This is a genomic window from Dolichospermum circinale AWQC131C, assembly GCF_000426905.1.
GTDB classification, from domain to species: domain Bacteria; phylum Cyanobacteriota; class Cyanobacteriia; order Cyanobacteriales; family Nostocaceae; genus Dolichospermum; species Dolichospermum circinale.
Genome location: NZ_KE384603.1, coordinates 34,969 through 53,271, shown reverse-complemented (window position 1 = coordinate 53,271; position 18,303 = coordinate 34,969). Strand labels below are relative to the sequence as shown.

General features: G+C 38.7%; 13 protein-coding genes. 5 read left to right on the top strand and 8 right to left on the bottom strand.

All coding sequences use genetic code 11. From position 1 onward, the window contains the following. Window positions 1-7 precede the first annotated feature (7 nt). The 3 genes from ACIR131C_RS0108385 to ACIR131C_RS0108375 all read right to left on the bottom strand — a co-directional run bounded on the left by ACIR131C_RS0108385 (window position 8) and on the right by ACIR131C_RS0108375 (window position 3,504). Window positions 8-1,024 (bottom strand): hypothetical protein, encoded by a 1,017-nt coding sequence (locus ACIR131C_RS0108385; protein ID WP_028089829.1) that lies wholly within the window; start codon window positions 1,022-1,024, stop codon window positions 8-10. A 167-nt stretch (window positions 1,025-1,191) separates the two neighbouring features. Continuing rightward, window positions 1,192-2,784 (bottom strand): 2-isopropylmalate synthase, encoded by a 1,593-nt coding sequence (locus ACIR131C_RS0108380; RefSeq protein WP_028089828.1) that lies wholly within the window; start codon window positions 2,782-2,784, stop codon window positions 1,192-1,194. A 198-nt stretch (window positions 2,785-2,982) separates the two neighbouring features. Then, window positions 2,983-3,504 (bottom strand): LabA-like NYN domain-containing protein, encoded by a 522-nt coding sequence (locus tag ACIR131C_RS0108375; RefSeq protein WP_027402274.1) that lies wholly within the window; start codon window positions 3,502-3,504, stop codon window positions 2,983-2,985. A 932-nt stretch (window positions 3,505-4,436) separates the two neighbouring features. On the opposite strand from ACIR131C_RS0108375, the gene ACIR131C_RS0108360 reads away from it, so the two are divergent. After that, window positions 4,437-5,168 (top strand): hypothetical protein, encoded by a 732-nt coding sequence (locus tag ACIR131C_RS0108360; protein WP_028089826.1) that lies wholly within the window; start codon window positions 4,437-4,439, stop codon window positions 5,166-5,168. Between the two features lie 45 nt (window positions 5,169-5,213). Here ACIR131C_RS0108360 and ACIR131C_RS0108355 read toward each other — a convergent pair whose 3' ends face one another. The 4 genes from ACIR131C_RS0108355 to ACIR131C_RS0108340 all read right to left on the bottom strand — a co-directional run bounded on the left by ACIR131C_RS0108355 (window position 5,214) and on the right by ACIR131C_RS0108340 (window position 10,795). Beyond that, a complete protein-coding gene (locus tag ACIR131C_RS0108355) occupies window positions 5,214-6,353 on the bottom strand; it encodes a quinone-dependent dihydroorotate dehydrogenase (protein ID WP_028089825.1) in 1,140 nt (379 codons plus the stop codon). A 328-nt stretch (window positions 6,354-6,681) separates the two neighbouring features. Next, window positions 6,682-8,448, bottom strand: coding sequence for a ribonuclease J (locus tag ACIR131C_RS0108350; RefSeq protein WP_028089824.1), 1,767 nt, complete (start codon window positions 8,446-8,448; stop codon window positions 6,682-6,684). Window positions 8,449-8,806: 358 nt separating this feature from the next. Beyond that, window positions 8,807-9,691 carry a 4-hydroxy-tetrahydrodipicolinate synthase gene (gene dapA, locus ACIR131C_RS0108345; protein WP_028089823.1) on the bottom strand — a complete coding sequence of 295 codons (885 nt, stop codon included), beginning with the start codon at window positions 9,689-9,691 and terminating at the stop codon, window positions 8,807-8,809. A gap of 72 nt (window positions 9,692-9,763) precedes the next feature. Next, window positions 9,764-10,795 (bottom strand): aspartate-semialdehyde dehydrogenase, encoded by a 1,032-nt coding sequence (locus ACIR131C_RS0108340; RefSeq protein WP_028089822.1) that lies wholly within the window; start codon window positions 10,793-10,795, stop codon window positions 9,764-9,766. A gap of 566 nt (window positions 10,796-11,361) precedes the next feature. Here ACIR131C_RS0108340 and tig point away from each other — a divergent pair. The 4 genes from tig to ACIR131C_RS0108320 all read left to right on the top strand — a co-directional run bounded on the left by tig (window position 11,362) and on the right by ACIR131C_RS0108320 (window position 16,079). Continuing rightward, complete coding sequence (tig, locus tag ACIR131C_RS0108335; protein WP_028089821.1) at window positions 11,362-12,771, top strand: trigger factor; 1,410 nt, start codon at window positions 11,362-11,364, stop codon at window positions 12,769-12,771. A gap of 169 nt (window positions 12,772-12,940) precedes the next feature. Beyond that, window positions 12,941-13,618 carry an ATP-dependent Clp endopeptidase proteolytic subunit ClpP gene (gene clpP / locus ACIR131C_RS0108330; protein WP_028089820.1) on the top strand — a complete coding sequence of 226 codons (678 nt, stop codon included), beginning with the start codon at window positions 12,941-12,943 and terminating at the stop codon, window positions 13,616-13,618. Between the two features lie 30 nt (window positions 13,619-13,648). Further along, on the top strand, window positions 13,649-14,986 hold the full coding sequence (clpX, locus tag ACIR131C_RS0108325; protein ID WP_028089819.1) for an ATP-dependent protease ATP-binding subunit ClpX: 1,338 nt from the start codon (window positions 13,649-13,651) through the stop codon (window positions 14,984-14,986). A gap of 262 nt (window positions 14,987-15,248) precedes the next feature. Beyond that, window positions 15,249-16,079: an alpha/beta fold hydrolase gene (locus ACIR131C_RS0108320; protein WP_028089818.1), complete on the top strand. Its 831-nt coding sequence runs from the start codon at window positions 15,249-15,251 to the stop codon at window positions 16,077-16,079. A gap of 459 nt (window positions 16,080-16,538) precedes the next feature. On the opposite strand, the gene ACIR131C_RS0108315 is transcribed toward ACIR131C_RS0108320, so the two are convergent. Further along, window positions 16,539-17,975 carry a polysaccharide biosynthesis/export family protein gene (locus tag ACIR131C_RS0108315; RefSeq protein ID WP_028089817.1) on the bottom strand — a complete coding sequence of 479 codons (1,437 nt, stop codon included), beginning with the start codon at window positions 17,973-17,975 and terminating at the stop codon, window positions 16,539-16,541. Window positions 17,976-18,303 lie beyond the last annotated feature (328 nt).

Genomic DNA, 18,303 nt, shown 5'->3' with positions numbered 1-18,303 from the left:
ATTTTTTCTAAACTTGAGAAAAATTAACACCTTTATTTTCTAAGTAAATTTTAATTTCTTGAAAGTTTGCAATATCATCTTTACTGAGATATTCAAATGGTTCTGTTAAATATATACCCTTCCAATTATCAAAAAAATAATCGGTTTTTTGAGCTAACATTTTAATTTTTGATGTGTTTTTATTTAGTAAAGATAAAATTCTACTTTGGTTATCCCATTTACCAATATAATTCTTGCCAATGTATTCATTTTGTTTCCTATATTGAAGCAAATTAAACAAAATTGGTGCTATATCTTTAGTATACTTTAATTGCAATTCCATATGTTGAGTATGTTTAATCAAAAATATTATTTTTTCAAGTTTATTGTTAAATCCTGGTAATTCAATCAAAGGTATCATACTAGCGTACTTAATATATTGGGAGTCAAAGTCTATAGCTTCAACATATTCAAAACTTTTGATCCTGATAGGATTTTGTCCTTGTCGAAACTTTAATAAACATCCTGGCTTGATAATATGTTTAATATTATCTGGCATTTTATTTATAGAGAAAAAATTATTGTAACAATTGTAAGTCCTTAGAAAACCATATCCTTTTTCAAAGTTTGTTTTAGTAACAAGACCTAAAATCCTATTGTTATTATCAATACTTAAAATTGAGATAATCATTCTTTTAATATCTTTCACAAAATTATCTTCTTTTTCATGCCACTCCTTACGATGAATACGGTTTTTATGTTTGTGGTAATATGGTAAACCCTCAGTGTATTGAATATTTTTATTATAACAATACCCTCGGTAAAATAATGGTTTTAACTCCAATTTAATAGAATATAAATCATCTTCATAATGAATAAAATCTTCTTGACAATTAACTTTTTTTAAAGTTCTACCCGCTAACCCAAATGTATATTCAATGATAAATTTGATGTAATCTTCAAAACTAGGAAAATTGAAACTATTAATATTTAATTGAGAATCAATAGCTTCAAAATCAATACTCTCAAAGTTTTTATCTAACATAGGTCTTTATATAATCATGATCATAAAAATTAAATATTTTATACTATATAATAGTATACATGAGCAATTTTAAATCAATATACTTGAATAAAAAGATATATTAATTTTCGTACTGTAATTGTGATCAGTGGGTTAGCACCTTTTAACTTGTCTAACCCACCCCAATATTAGGCTGTTACTTCAGTTTTAGATCCTTGCTGTAATGCAGCATACAATCTATTCAGTGCATTCACATAAGCCTGAGCCGATGCCACAATAATATCTGTATTAGCTGCATGACCTGAAAATACACGGGATTCATGACGCAAACGAATTGTTACCTCCCCTAAAGCATCAATTCCTCCGGTGACTGATTGCACAGAAAACTCAATCAATTCATTTGGGACATTCACCACCCGATTGATAGCTTTATATACCGCATCCACTGGACCTGTACCAATGGCCGCGTCGGTTAATTCTTCCCCGTCGGGAGTGCGAAGAGTTACAGTAGCGGTAGGTTGAGCCTTACTACCACAGGAAACCTGTACCAACTCTACTTTAAATAAATCCGGGGCTTGTTGGATTTCGTCATTAACAATAGCTTCCAAATCCCAATCAGAGATTTCTTTCTTTTTGTCCGCTACTTCTTTAAATCTCACAAAGGCTTTGTTCAGGTCATTTTCTGATAGTTCAAAGCCCAATTCTTTCAACCGTGTCCGAAAAGCATTTCTCCCAGAATGTTTACCCAATACTATTTGATTATCAGATAAACCAATCAATTGGGCATCCATAATTTCATAAGTGAGTTTGTTTTTCAAAACTCCATCTTGATGAATTCCAGATTCATGGGCAAAAGCATTTGCACCAACAATGGCCTTATTTGGTTGTACCAACATTCCCGTTAAATTGGAAACCAAACGCGAGGTTTTATAGATTTGTTTGGTGTCAATATTTGTTAACGGCGCTTCCGAATTTTTAGCCCGTCCCAAAAAGGGATTAAAATATTGTCTACGGACGTGCAAAGCCATTACCAACTCTTCTAAAGCCGCATTTCCGGCTCTTTCCCCAATGCCATTAATGGTACATTCTAATTGTCGAGCGCCGTTTTTCACCGCTTCTAAAAAGTTAGCAACTGCTAAACCTAAATCATTATGGCCGTGAACAGAAATAATGGCTTTGTCAATGTTGGGGACATTTTCGGTAATGCCTTTAATGATCCTACCAAATTCGCTCGGAGTGGTATAACCTACTGTATCAGGAATATTAACAGTTGTTGCCCCAGCCGCGATCGCTCTTTCCAAGACTTGATACAAAAATTCTGGATCAGATCGTCCCGCATCTTCAGGAGAAAATTCTACATCATCGGTGAAGCTTTTGGCATAGGCTACCATTTCTTCGGCGATCGCAATTACTTCCGGTCTAGTCTTTTTTAACTTATATTCCAGGTGAATATCGGAAGTAGCAATAAAAGTATGAATTCTCCCTTTAGCTGCCGGTTTTATAGCTGCTGCTGCGGCTTTAATATCATCATGTCTAGCTCTGGCCAAGCTACAAATTACCGGACCATCTTCTGTTCCTACGGTTTGAGCAATTTTGCTAACCGCTTCAAAATCACCAGGACTAGCAAAAGCGAATCCGGCTTCAATCACATCTACTCCTAGACGCGCTAATTGTTTAGCAATCACTAACTTTTCGTCTATATTGAGAGTTGCTCCTGGACACTGTTCCCCGTCGCGCAATGTGGTGTCAAAGATGATAATTCTATCGGCTTGTCTGCTCATTAGCTTAACCTCTTTTAATTTTGATAATGGGCTGAATCAAAAAAATAATGGAATTAGAATCAATATTTCGATTTGTTAATTCTACGGAATTTATGATCATTTATTGACTACTAATTCCTATATTCTTTCTTGATAAAATAGCTTGAACTATGAACTTTAGTTTTTAATTTTGAGATTTGTAAATAAATACTAAGGTAATTAACCGTCAGTTTTTTCTATTCTGTCTCTAATATCATTCAAGTCTATATATCTATCAGTAGCATTGCGTAGCTCTCTGGCGATCATTCCTTCTGTTGACACTACTGTAATATGCGTATTTTTGGAACGTAATAACTCGATAGCCCTTTCAAAATCACCATCTCCGCTGAATAATACAACTCTGTCATATTGATCTACCGTATTAAACATATCAACGACAATTTCAATATCTAAATTGGCTTTTTGGGAGTAACGACCGGAAGCATCATCATAATACTCCTTGAGGATTTTCGTGCGGACTGTATAACCTAAACTGATGAGTGCATCTCGAAAACCGCGTTGATCTTGGGGGTCTTTTAATCCAGTATACCAGAAAGCATTGATCAATGTTGTGTCAGACTGTTCATACTTGAAATATTCTAAAACACGGCGGGGGTCAAAAAACCAACCATTTTTCTGTTGAGCATAGAACATATTGTTTCCGTCTACAAAAATAGACAGACGATTCATTGGAGAACCCATAAAAATTTACACCTAATAATAGATAAGAATGTTAGAGGTAAGAATAGATTATAGCAATTATCAAGTCGTAATTTTGCTAAGATATTTAATGCAGATAATTATGTATAGCTATGATCTTACCTCTTTTCCAGCCAAAACTTGGCCAAAATATCCCAGATCAGATCCTAATTATTTAACTTGTTCCACCTCCGGTACTGATCAAGATGTTGTCAAAAGCAGAAGATGTTTGAGAAGTCAGAAAGTATACTACCCCTCTTGTAAATCTCTGTCCCGCAGGAGGAGAGACTGTGACTCTTACTCCCCCAGTAACAAAAGTTTTTCCTTTTGTCTCTTCTCGTAGCAGGTAGGGAAGGGATTCAGGTTGTTTTACTGAGGCTTTAATATTACCAAAAATACTTTTAAAACATCCTCTGATCAAAATTTACCAATAAAATCCACCTAGTAACAGCATTCCGAACTAGATAATATTCAATTTTACTACTAAAGGGGTATGATAACTAATTTGGGGTAGAGAATAGACGGATATTCATCAATATATTTTTGCATCAACTGTAGGCATGAGTTGAGAGTATTATCAATACTTCACTTTACTTTAGGAGTTTGATCAAACATCAATTTACAAATTATATGTGTGTAAAGTTACTTTAGCATCACTTGAGAAAAATCTTGCTCCACATCAAGGAATATTTACATAACTAATTACATAACTAACCCATTACCAGAATATTTTCCCTTCCTCTTCGGTGTCCATTGGTGCGGTAAATTTCCCAGGGGCAGTATATCTATTATCAGTGTTAACTGTCATTTTTACACAAGTAACTAGCTTTTGCCAACTAATTGGCGACATTTTTGCCGAAAGATACAAACAAATGTCCAAATTTTTGCCAATATAGAAATATTATTTTATAGAAAATAAGTTGGCAAAAATCAGCATGAGTGAAAAAACCATAGAAAATTACGGGAAAAGTTTTCTCGTTCTAATTTTGCCGATATCATTTGTGATTGTTTTACTGGTCAATACCTGGAAAGTTTTACTCGTAATCTTATTGCTGTTAATGGTTTTGACTATTTGGCAGCAATATACATGGGAAAAGTGGTGTAACCAAGTTAACCCACTTTTCTACGAGTTAATTCAGGAAAATCAGGGAAAAATTACACCCATGGATTTGGCAATTAAGGCTAATTTTTCTGGAGAAACAGGAAAACGTTATTTAGATGCTAAGGCCAAGGAATTTGGTGCTAGTGTAATCGCCTCGGAAAATGAAGGACAATCCTACTATTTTATCACTGCCAGTATTCTTGGCGATATTCTGGATAGTAGTGAATCTTCGGAAGATATTCCCAGACAACCAGTTACTAAAGTTGCCCGTTCGTTTTTATCCCCACCGACTTCAGTACCCCAGGAAGAGAAATCTGAATTTGAATCTTTACCCGAACCAACGCTGAAGGAAATTAAAAAACCCCTAGAAGAACAGTTAGTTTTCGGTTCGCTGATTCAATCTGAATTAGCTAAACGACTCAATGTCTATTCTAGTACAGTTTACAAGCGACGCAATGACCCAGATTTCCCTGAGTGGAGTCGTAGCCGTGATCCTGATGGTATCGCTTGGTCCTATTCTCGTAGATCTAAGGATTTTTTCCCGATACAGAGTCAAAAGGAGTAAACTACCATACAATCCAAAATCCAAAATCTAAAATCTAAAATCGAATCAGCTATTACCGACCCCTATCGCTTGACTGATAGATGTCAGTCCCTTTTCTTCCAGTTTGGTTAATAAACCGGCGAGGATACGACGTACCATCATTGGACCCTCATAAATCCAGCCTGTATAAGTTTGGATTAGACAAGCACCCGCTGTGATTTTTTCCCAAGCATCCTCAGCGCTAAATATACCACCTACACCAATGATTGGCATCTGTCCTTGGGTTTGTTCGTAAATAAAACGAATTACCTCTGTAGAACGATTTCTGACTGGTTTTCCACTAATTCCTCCCCCTTCCTCTTGGGGGGATTTACCTGTTTTTTCAATGATTTGGGTTTTCAGTCCAACACGACTAATAGTGGTGTTAGTAGCGATTAAACCGGCGATTTGGTAAGCTTTAGCTAGATTAATAATATTAGCTATGGCTTCCCATTCTAAATCGGGGGCTATCTTCACAAATATAGGTTTATTTGCCCTATTTTCTCGTTGCAATACATCTATGATTTGACTGAGCATAGTAGCATCCTGGAGCGATCGCAATCCCGGAGTATTAGGAGAAGAAACATTAACTACAAAATAATCACCTAAATCTTTCAGTAATCGAAAACTCTCTAGATAATCCTGGGCTGCTAATTCCAAAGCTGTGATCTTGGATTTACCTAAATTTATACCTATAGGTATAGGTATTGGATAATTCAAGTTTTCTTTCCCCTCCTTCAGTCTTGCGGCCATAGCAACAGCACCAGCATTATTAAAACCCATCCGGTTAAGTGCTGCTTGATCTAAAGGTAAACGAAATAACCGGGGAGGGGGATTTCCTGGTTGCGGGTGATAAGTAACAGTACCCAATTCAGCAAAACCAAACCCAAAATTATGCCACAAAGTAGAGCCAATACCGTCTTTGTCAAATCCAGCAGCCAAACCCAAAGGATTAGGAAATTTCATTCCCAGTATAGTTTGTTCTAGTCGTGGGTCTTGGAGAGATAAAGATTGGTAAAGGAGATGATTTAAACAATTATTAGCCGGATAATAGCTGGTTTTTGCCAGCCAATTGAGACTACTAATAGTTTGTTTGTGTAACCACTCTGGGTCTGTTTTCACCAGAGTAAATAAAAAATGACCAACTAATGCTTTATAAATATCCAATTTAGGTTACGAGTCAGTTAAATTAGGGAATTTCAGAAAATAGTTAACAAAGCCGTAACCCACCCTACCTATGTTTTCTATCATGTCCGGCCAATCACTGACGATATAGTTCATCATTGTATTGCCTTTTCCCAATTACCAATTACCCATTACCAGCTTCAACAGATATGATAATTGTTCAACCGGACATGATATCACAAATCAAATGTTAGTCCTGTAGGACTTACGAATAAGGAAAAATTGGAGACGTTATATACAACGTCTCTATTAGGGTTTTAGGTTACGTACATTAATTAGATGTTCACCTTGGTGTAGCGCGAGATAACTCTTAAGAAGCCACAGCAGTAGAACGAGTACGTCGTCTTCTTCCGTCAGCAACCTTAACAGGAGGTTCTTCCGGGACTTGCATTAGTAGAGTCAAAGCTGGTTGACATTGCAACTCTCTCCGCATAGAACGAGCTAACTCCCGTTCTAGAGTTTCCTGTAATCCACCCCAGTCCGTATCTGCGGGTTGTCCTCCAGCGGGGGAGAACTCTAACCAACGTACACCAAGAATTTCCTCAATGCGTTGTTGCACCCATTTTTGTAGAAGCGATCGCTCAATACTCGTTACCACACCTTGCATATGTAGTTCTGGTTTAGCCATGAGCTTACCACTCCAGTCAATAGCCGCAGCAATAGTCACCATACCTTCTGAAGCCATGCGTTGCCGTTCTTCTAAGACTTTAGAACTAACCATACCCGAACTAGAAGTATCCACCAATTCAATGCCAGCGGCCACTTGACCAGAAACGCGGATAGAATTTTCTGTCAATTCTATGACATCACCATTTTTGATAATTACGATATTTTCCGCCGGAATGCCCATACTTTGAGCAGTTTCCGAATGTTTAACTAACATCCGATGTTCACCATGGAATGGTACAAAGAACTTAGGACGAGTTAAAGCAATCATCAGCTTTTGTTCTTCTTGACAGCCGTGGCCGGAAACGTGGATACCTTTATCCCGTCCATAGACCACTTTTGCTCCCTGAATCATCAATTTATCAATGGTATTAACCACTGCAATGGTATTACCGGGAATGGGGTTAGCGGAGAATGCAACTGTATCCCCTGGACGAATCTTAATATGGGGGTGTTCTTTATTAGCAATTCTTGTCATTGCTGCCATTGTCTCACCCTGAGAGCCGGTGGTTAAGATTAATACTCTTTCCTCTGGCATTCCTCGGACAGTATGCAGCGGTTGAAATAGACTATCTTCACATTTGATATAACCTAAATTCCGCGCATGGGCGATCAAATTTAACATGGAACGACCTACAACTGTGACAACACGATTGTGTTTCTTTGCCAGTTGCAGAATCATGTTAATGCGATGGACACTGGAAGCAAAGGTAGTGACAAATAAACGTCCAGTAGCCTGGTAAAATACTCGGTCAAGGTTGGGAAAAACAGCACGTTCAGAAGGTGTAAATCCTGGAACTTCTGCATTAGTGGAATCACTTAATAAACAGAGTACGCCTTTTTCACCATGTTCTGCTAAACGTTGTAAATCAAAGGTTTCACCATCTACGGGAGTATGATCAATTTTAAAATCTCCTGTGTGGATGACTACGCCTAATGGTGTGTGAATAGCAACGGTAAAGCTATCAGCAATGGAGTGAGTATTGCGAATATATTCCACGAAGAAATGTTTACCAATTCGCACTACGTCACGGGGAAGGACTGTTCTTAATTCTGTGCGGTCTCTGACTCCCGCTTCTTCTAGTTTACCTTCCAGCATGGCCAGCGCTAGTCTTGGTCCATGAATCACGGGAATATCAAATTGCTTCAAATGAAAAGCAATACCACCTATATGGTCTTCATGACCATGAGTGACGATCATCCCTTTAATTTTGTGGCGATTTTCCCTGAGATAAGTTGTATCAGGTAATACTATATTTACGCCGTGCATGGCCTCTGTGGGAAAGGCTAATCCTGCATCTAACAGGATAATTTCGTCCTCATACTCGAAAACACAAGTATTTTTACCTATCTCATGTAAGCCGCCCAAAGGAATAATTTTTAGAGCGGAATTAGCTTCGGTTTTAACCATTTTCTCCTGGAGATTGTTTTTTGTTGTGAATCAGTTGCTAGTTCGGTTTCTTGTATAAAAGAAAACGTTACAGTTCCGTTTAAATCCAGCTTTTATAGAGTCATATTTGATTTCATTTGCATCAAATTGAATCGTTTTTATATTAGATTTTTCCCATAATTGCTTAATTTGTTATATTAAGCGCAGGTAAACATCTTGAAGATTTTTCTTTGGTTGGGAATGACATATATCATGTTTGGACTTTTGCAAAAGGTCTTTTGTCCAGTTATAGCACAGGGGCTTAAATTGTAATTTACTAACGAGTACACATTATTTACACATTATTTATTAAATAAATAAATCGCTCACCTATTTTTGTTTAGATTAAATTCAGCTTTTGCATCACTGATTCTAACTTATTCAACACATCTGTATCAGCTTCACACAGGGGTGGACGGGTTGAACCTACTTCCCAACCTTGTAGCTTCAGTGCTTCTTTGACAGGAATGGGATTTGTAGTTAAAAATAAAGCTTTAAACAATGGGAACAGTTCTAGATGAATGTCGGTAGCAATTTGCATTTTTCCTAGACGAAATGCTCGAATCATCTCCTGTAGTTGATTACCTACTAGGTGAGAAGCTACACTTACCACACCTTCAGCGCCTATTGCTAACATGGGTAGGGTTAAAGAATCGTCTCCAGCATAAATCTGAAATTCTTTTGGTGTCAAGCGGCGAATTTCACTAACTTGATCTAAGTTACCACTAGCTTCTTTAATAGCGACAATGTTATCAATTTTCGCTAACTCTACCACTGTTTCTGGTAGCAGGTTCTGACTGGTCCTGCCAGGAACATTATATAACATCATGGGCAGATCGGGACAAGATTCTGCTATTGCCTGAAAATGTTTATATAATCCGGCTTGTGGTGGTTTGTTGTAATAGGGAACTACTTGTAAAGAACCATGTACTCCTATTTTAGCTGCTTTTTGGGTGGCTGCGATCGCTTCTTTGGTGTAATTAGAACCACACCCAGCTATTACTTTAGCTTTTCCTGATACAGTCTGCAACACCTCCACAAATAATTGGTATTCTTCTTCCCAACTCAGTGTTGGTGATTCCCCTGTTGTTCCACATACCACTAGTGCATCTGTACCGTTATTCACCAGATGGTCTGCCAGTTTTGCGACTACATCATAATTAATACTACCGTCTGCTTGAAACGGCGTAATCATAGCGGTTACTATTGTCCCAAAATCTCCCACACTCTTTTCTCTCCTAAGTTAGTTGTCCGTTGTTCGTTGTCAATTACCCGTGAGAAATCACTCAATTAAAATTTATATTCTAGTAGATTTTAGTAAATTTTTTTCTACTAATAATTCTGCTATTTGTACTGCGTTTAAAGCTGCACCTTTACGGATTTGATCTCCACACAGCCACAATTCTAAACCACAAGGATGAGAAATATCTTGACGAATTCTGCCTACTAAAACTTCATCTTTCCCACTAGCATCTATAGGCATAGGAAAGTAATTTGCTTGCCAATCTTCCACTAATTTAACACCTGGTGATATTCTTAAAATCTCTCTAGCTTCTTCTGGATTAAAGGGAGTGGCAAATTCTAAATTAATCGCTTCCGAGTGAGCGCGGAGAACGGGAACACGGACACAAGTGGCGGTAATTTTGATCTCTTGACTACCAAAGATTTTCCGGGTTTCGTTGACCATTTTCATTTCTTCCTCACAATAGCCCCAAGGTGTTAAAGGGGAATTATGGGTAAATAAATTAAATGCCAATGGGTAAGGTAAGACCTGCGCTAGTGGTTGCTGTCCTTGTAGTATAGCCTCACTTTGGATTTTTACTTCCTCCATGGCTTTAGCTCCAGCGCCGCTGGCAGATTGATAGGTAGCTGCTACAATTCTTTTCACTGGTTTGACCTGATGTAATGGCCATACTGCCAATGACATGAGAATTGTGGTACAATTGGGGTTGGCGATAATTCCCTGATGATTAGCTGCTGCTTGGGGATTTACTTCTGGGACTACTAAAGGTACATCCGGGTTCATGCGGAAGGCACTAGAATTATCAATTACCACTGCTCCTTTTTCTACCGCTACTCCAGCCCAAGTTTTGGAGATGCCACCTCCAGCACTAGCTAATACTATATCCACATTTTCCCAGACATGATCACTTACTGCCTGAATGGGGATATCCTCACCTTTGAATTTTAGTGTTTTTCCCGCGCTGCGTGGCGATGCTAATAATTTTAGGTCAGCTAAGGGAAAGTTCCGACTTTCTAGTAATTCCAGCAACTCCGTACCTACAGCACCGGTTGCGCCCAAAATAGCGACACGATAGGACTTAGACAAACTCGACTCCTCCTTTAAGAGGTAATTAACATTTTTTTAGCACAATTCAAAAAATTATCTCTAAATTATCTCTTTTCTTCCTCTCACCGGGGGCATTAAATAATAAAATTTGCATATTTTTGGGATATTATCTTATTTTTTGAGGTTTATTGAGGAATTTGAGACTTAATTAGATGGTAGTTGACAACAATTCAGTGATGAAAATCAAATATACGACATTATCGGATAATATAACATTGTACAGCAAAATGCAAGAACAGGAAAACCAAAGCCATTGACATTTAGGTATTTTTAATCAGCCCTGATTGTTACGTTATGTTACTGGGATTAGGGCTGCTATGTGGAAATAATATCATAAAGTGTTCAATTCTCAACTTTTGGCGATAAAATGGATATCTGCTAAGAGATATCTATCCACCAATAGAAGGGAATGATGCCTGATCAGCACATCCTACGTGAGAACTCAAGATATAATTGCCGAGGCTATCTTAGCTTCTCACTGTAGTGGGCGATCGCGTCTTGTATATGATTCTCAGATCAAAATATCATAAAAACAGAAACAAAGCATGAAAGTTACTCAGGAAAAACTTCCCGCCAGTCAAATTGGCTTAGAAATAGAAATCACATCGGAAATTACTAAGCAAAAATACGAGCAAGTCATTAAAAATCTCACTAAGACCGTAAATATTCCTGGGTTTCGCAAAGGGAAAGTACCCCAGCAAATATTAGTACAACGACTAGGAACGAGTCGTGTTAAGGCAACTGCCCTAGAAGAAATTATTCAAGAAGGTATTGAGCAAGCAATTAAACAAGAGGCCATTAGCGCCATTGGACAACCTCAACTACGCTCATCCTTTGATGATTTAATTAACAACTATGAACCGGGACAACCCCTAATTATTGCTGCTGCCGTAGATGTAGTACCAGAAATTAAGTTGAATAAGTACACTGGTTTAGAGGCCAAAGCAGAGGAAATCCAGTATGACCCCAGCCGCGTAGATACCGTTATTGACGAACAAAGAGATAAATTAGCCACATTAGTACCTGTAGAAGGACGGGCTGCGGAAATCGGTGATATGGCAGTTATTGATTTTAAAGGTGTAATTGCTAAAGCCGAAGGTGATGATCCTGACAGTGAACCCAAACCAATTCCCGGTGGTGAAGGAACAGATTTTCAAGTGGAGTTACAAGAGGATAAGTTTATTCCCGGTTTTGTTTTGGGTATAGTGGGGATGAATCCTGGAGAAACCAAAGAAGTAGCGGCTCAATTTCCAGAACCCTACGGTAACGAAGAATTATCTGGTAAAGCGGCCTTGTTTACAATCACACTCAAGGAAATTAAAACCAAAGAACTGCCAGAATTGGATGATGATTTTGCTCAAGAAGTCAGCGAATTTGAGACATTAGAGGAACTGCGGGCATCATTGACACAGAGGTATCAAAAAGAAGCGGCTGATAAAACCAAAGAAAACCAGCGGGAGGCTTTATTAACCGAACTACTTAATCATGTGGAAATAGACTTACCACAAACCTTTATTGACAAAGAAGTTGATGCTATGCTGACACAGACAGCCATGAGTTTGTCTGAACAGGGGATAGACGTGAAAAAGCTATTTACCCAAGAAATTATTCCCCAATTGCGGGAAAGATCAAAACCGGAAGCTGTGGAACGTATTAAGCGTTCTTTATCCTTACAAGAAATTGGTAAACGGGAATCTATCGAAGTGACCAACGAAGAAGTGGAAGCCAGAGTCACGGAATTGATAGCAGAATACCCTAATGAAGACTTGGATAAAAATAGACTGGGTGGCGTTGTCAAGGAAGAACTTTTAACCAAAAAGATCGTAGACTGGTTACTAGAACGCTCATCTGTGGAATTAGTACCGGAAGGTTCTTTAAGTTCTACAGCAGAAATAGATTCCCAAGTCCAAAGCACGGAAACAGTTCAGGCAGAAGAAACTAGTAATCCTGAGTAATGAGTAATGGGTAATGGGTAATTGGTAATGGGTAATTGGTAATTGGTAGTTAGGAAACATCTTTCCCCCTACTTCCTACCCCCTGCCTCCCCTACCTTCTGAATTGTGCCGTAGGGCATAATGGTTAACAGTTCACAATTCGATTCCATTTATTGTTAAATATTCTAGTATGCTTGTATCGCAGTCAGGAAATTACCCAATTACCAGTTTGAGTTCTCTAAGCAATAGCCGCAACCTGAGCAGCCCCAGCAACATCGTCCCGATGGTAGTAGAACAGTCTGGTATGGGAGAAAGAGCTTTTGATATCTACTCCCGCTTACTGCGCGAGCGAATTATTTTTTTAGGAACGCCCATAGATGATGTGGTGGCTAATTCAATTGTCGCCCAATTACTATTCCTAGATTCTGAAGACGCGGAAAAAGATATCCAATTGTACATTAATTCTCCCGGCGGTTCTGTTTACGCTGGTATGGCAATCTATGATACAATTCAACAAATACGTCCCGATGTGGTAACTATCTGTTTTGGACTAGCCGCGAGCATGGGGGCCTTTTTACTAACATCTGGAACTGCTGGAAAGCGGATGTCTTTACCTGACTCCCGGATTATGATTCACCAGCCCCTGGGTGGCGCTCAAGGCCAAGCCATTGACATTGAAATTCAAGCGCGAGAAATTCTTTACATTAAGGGTGAATTAAATCAATTAATGGCCAAACATACTGGTCAACCCCTGGAAAGAATTGAAGCTGATACAGAGCGCGACTTTTTCATGTCAGCAGAAGAGGCGAAGAATTATGGTTTGATCGATCAGGTCATTTCTAGGCAAAATCTTCCCACAGCAGGGTAAAACGTCACTATTCTGAAATAAGAGGCTGATATGTCTAAGTACGACTCCCATTTAAAGTGTTCATTTTGTGGCAAGTCTCAAGAGCAAGTACGTAAATTAATCGCAGGTCCGGGAGTCTACATCTGCGACGAATGCGTTGACTTGTGTAATGAAATCCTCGATGAGGAATTGCTAGATACAAGTAATACCGCCTCAGCGGCACCAAAGTCAGAACAACCAGAAAAACGCCGCACCCGTTCGTCTAATCTTTCCTTTAATCAAATCCCCAAACCGAGGGAGATTAAAAAGTATTTAGATGAACACGTAATCGGACAGGATGAAGCTAAAAAAGTCCTGTCGGTGGCTGTTTACAATCACTACAAACGGTTGGCTGTTCTTGAGTCTAAGGCTAGTGGTAAACCGGGTGCTGATGATGCTATAGAAATACAAAAGTCTAATATTTTACTTATTGGACCGACTGGTTGCGGTAAGACTCTATTAGCACAAACTCTGGCCAAAATCCTGGATGTTCCCTTTGCGGTAGCCGATGCGACAACCCTAACGGAAGCGGGCTATGTGGGGGAAGATGTAGAAAATATCTTGTTACGACTGTTACAAGTGGCAGATTTGGACGTGGAAGAGGCTCAAAGGGGGATTATTTACATTGATGAAATTGATAAAATCGCCCGCAAAAGTGAAAATCCTTCAATTACCAGAGATGTTTCTGGAGAAGGGGTACAGCAAGCTTTGCTGAAAATGCTAGAGGGGACTATTGCTAATGTACCACCCCAGGGCGGACGTAAGCACCCGTACCAAGACTGTATTCAAATTGATACAAGCAATATTTTGTTTATCTGTGGTGGTGCTTTCGGCGGTTTGGAAAAGGTTGTAGATCAGAGAATTGGCAAAAAGTCAATGGGCTTTGTGCAACCAGGAGAAGTGCAAACTAAAGAAAAACGCGCTGCTGACACCCTGCGTCATCTACAACCGGATGATTTGGTCAAATTTGGCATGATTCCTGAGTTTATCGGGCGCATTCCCATGGTGGCTGTAGTAGATCCTTTGGATGAGGAGGCACTGATGGCAATTTTAACAGAACCACGGAGTGCCTTGGTCAAACAGTACCAAAAACTACTGAATATGGATAATGTCCAGTTAGATTTTAAACCAGATGCGTTAAAAGCGATCGCTCAAGAAGCCTATCGCCGGAAAACTGGAGCGCGAGCTTTACGAGGTATTGTGGAAGAATTGATGCTAGATGTGATGTATGAGTTACCTTCCCGTAAGGATGTGACTCGTTGTACTATCACTAAGGAAATGGTGGAAAAACGTTCTACTGCTGAATTACTAGTACATCCTTCTTCTTTACCAAAACCAGAATCAGCATAATTGTCAGTTGTCAATTGTCAATTGTCAATTGTTGCCCATCAGTTGTCAGTTGTCAATTGTCAATTGTTAGTTTTGAATTGTTAAGTAGGTTGGCGTTAAAAGTTGTCGTTATGAAAAGGGAACAGGAAACAGGGAACAGGGAACAGGGAACAGGGAAGAGGTTTTGAGCAACTTTACTTTTCGTTACTTATGTCGGTTTTTTTCCGTTCACCTACTTAGTTTTTAATTGTTAGTTTTTAATTGTTAGTTCTTAACTGTTACCATGACTTATATAAATGTTCGGGGTGTTGATCATTATTACGAGTGGGTCAAAAAACCATCAAATATTATTAAACCAGTAATGGTTTTTATGCACGGTTGGGCGGGTTCAGGCAGATATTGGCAAAGTACCGCTGAAGCATTATTAGATAATTTTGATTGTTTACTTTATGATATGCGCGGGTTTGGGCGTTCTCATGTTCAACCTGATTTAAGTTATGAATTAACAGAATATGCAGAAGATCTAGCGGTGTTATTAAATCAGTTAAATCTGGAGCGTGTTTATATTAATGCTCATTCTATGGGTGCTTCCATAGCGACTTTATTTCTCAACCGCTATCCACAAAAAGTAGAAAAAGCAATTTTAACCTGTAGCGGTATTTTTGAATATGATGAAAAGGCCTTTGCAGCTTTTTATAAATTTGGAGGATTAGTAGTTAAATTCCGTCCTAAGTGGTTAGGAAAAATCCCCTTAGCCGATAGAATGTTTATGGCTAGATTTCTCCATAGTCCTATTCCTAAATCTGAACGTCAGGCTTTTTTAGAAGATTTTATTAATGCTGATTATCAAGCCGCTTTGGGAACAATTTTCACGTCTGTGAGTAAAGAACAAGCGGAATTTATGCCCCAAGAATTTGCTAAACTAACTGTACCAACCCTTTTAGTAGCGGGGGAATATGATATTATTATTCCTGCTGAATTGGGTAAAAAAGCAGCAGCTTTAAACGATAAAGTTAAATTAACAATTGTTCCTAATACTGCACATTTTCCCATGTTAGAAGATGCAGCAACTTATTTAGCAAGAGTGAGAGATTTTTTAAATACAGGCGTTTAACACAAGATAATTGACGATTTTTTGTGGTAAATTACTCCATTGATTGATAATCTTGGTCGTTAATTTATCTAGTAAATCAATTGTTACACAGATTCAATAGCTGTCTATTTTTGATTTTAGTCCTAGATTTTTTAGCGGGAAACCTAGAAAACCAACTTATTACCTTTCCTAAGAGGATGTTTTAAAAGTATTGGGCCAATATAATATGGCTTCGCCTCCCGTCAGGGATACTAAGTGCACACCTAAACAGGCGTTGTTACCACCTGGGTCGACTGTAGACGCGATTCTTCATCACCGATTTTAGCATTAATATCATGTCCGCCCAATCACTGACGATATAGTTCCTCATTGTATTGCCTTTTCCCAATTACCAATTACCCATTACCAGCATCAACAGATATGATCAGTGTTCAACCGGACATGATATAATTTAGACTTTACAAACATCCTCTAAATAACCTAAAATCCAGTAGTGAATAGTCTGATAATCCCCAAGATAGTGCCTAGAGGACCAGCTACAGTATTAACTCTATCACCTGTTTTAGCTAAAACGTTGCGATCAACTACGACAACATCATTATTACGCAGGATCGGATTAGTTTCTTCATTAATTCCTTTAGATAAATCCACTTTAATTGGACGTTTAGTAACTGTACCATTGGCATTGAGTCGAATTAGTTCTATACTTCCTTTACTGGCTCTACTATCATTGAAACCACCAGCAGCTAATAATGCCTGATTTAAAGAGCTATTGGGTTGTAATTTTACTGCTCCCGGTCTTTTAACTTCACCGACTACACCCACTTCAATGGTATTTGGCGACAAAGTAGTGGTGGCCAATTGCGTAGCTTCAGCCGCACTAATGTCCATAGCTGTAGGAATGAAAATTGTATCTCCATCTTGGACCACAATGTCTTGATTGATATCACCACTTTGCAGTAATTGCCAGAGGTTGATATCTATAGTTTGTTCCGTACCAGTGCGAGTAGGACGGCGTAATTTAATCTTCCGTACATCTGCAAGGGACGTAATTCCCCCTGCTAGTTGTAAACTCCGCATCACAGTGGGTAAACCACCACCAGCACCACCACCCTCTGCTCCACCCGCATTTCCAGCGGTGACAAGATAAGAACCAGGACGGTAAACCTGACCAATTACCACCACTGTGCGGGGTGAAGTTTGACTAGCAGCAAAGTTAGCCGCAAAGAGATTCCGAGCTTCAGCCACATTTAGGCTAGTAGCAGTGGGAACAATAATCGTATCTCCGTCTCGTAAGGTAATTTCCTGGGATATTCGTCCTGTTTGAGTCAATTCCTTTAAATTTAGGGAAACCGTCTGCTCCCCAGCACGCCCTACTTTGCGCCTTAATTGCACTTGAGTCACGTCTGCTGCTAATGTCACACCTTGAGCTATAGTTAGGGCAGCTAATACCGTTGGGTATTGTACACCGGGGTTATTTCCTGCTCCTCCTTGTAAGCTGAGGGTGTAAGCTCCCGGTCTGGTTACCTCTCCAGCTACAAACACATTTATGGGACGAGGTGATAATAAGTTAACGGAAATCAGGGGACGTTTGAGAAAGCGAGAATATCTTTTAGCAATGGTATCAGAGGCCTGTTCAGTTGTTAAGCCAGAAACGGGTACACTACCAATTAAGGGCATATTAATTGCACCACCAGGAGGAATTTGATATTCACCTGTATATTCTGGAACTTCAAATACATTTACACGGATGAGATCACCACCTCCTAATAAGTAATCTGTAACTATACTAGATGTTGATTTTACTGGCTGCTTCTGTGCCATACTCACAGATGGTAAAGCGATGTTGACCGTTGTTAACAATGCTAAACTCGTAGTCGAATGGGTGAGGAATTTACACAAATTTTTATTAAGCATACTTACCTGAGACTTGGAGATAAAGATATTTGCAGTTATTCTGAAACATTTTAACGTTGATTACACTTAAACATCGCCGTGGCTCAACAATTTTATTTTCTCATAAATCTTTAGTTTTCCGGACATAAATAGTTATAATTGATTACTTTGGGATCTGAATTTTATATTTTCCATGAAGTTAATTACCCTCTCAATTTATTTACACAATTTAATTTTCAATTTCTACAATAATTTTTGATTCTATATTTTTCACTTCTCCCCATAGATTTTTTAGATATCTCTAGACACTTACCTCCGTTTTTACCTTGTTTAACTTTTACCTCAGATG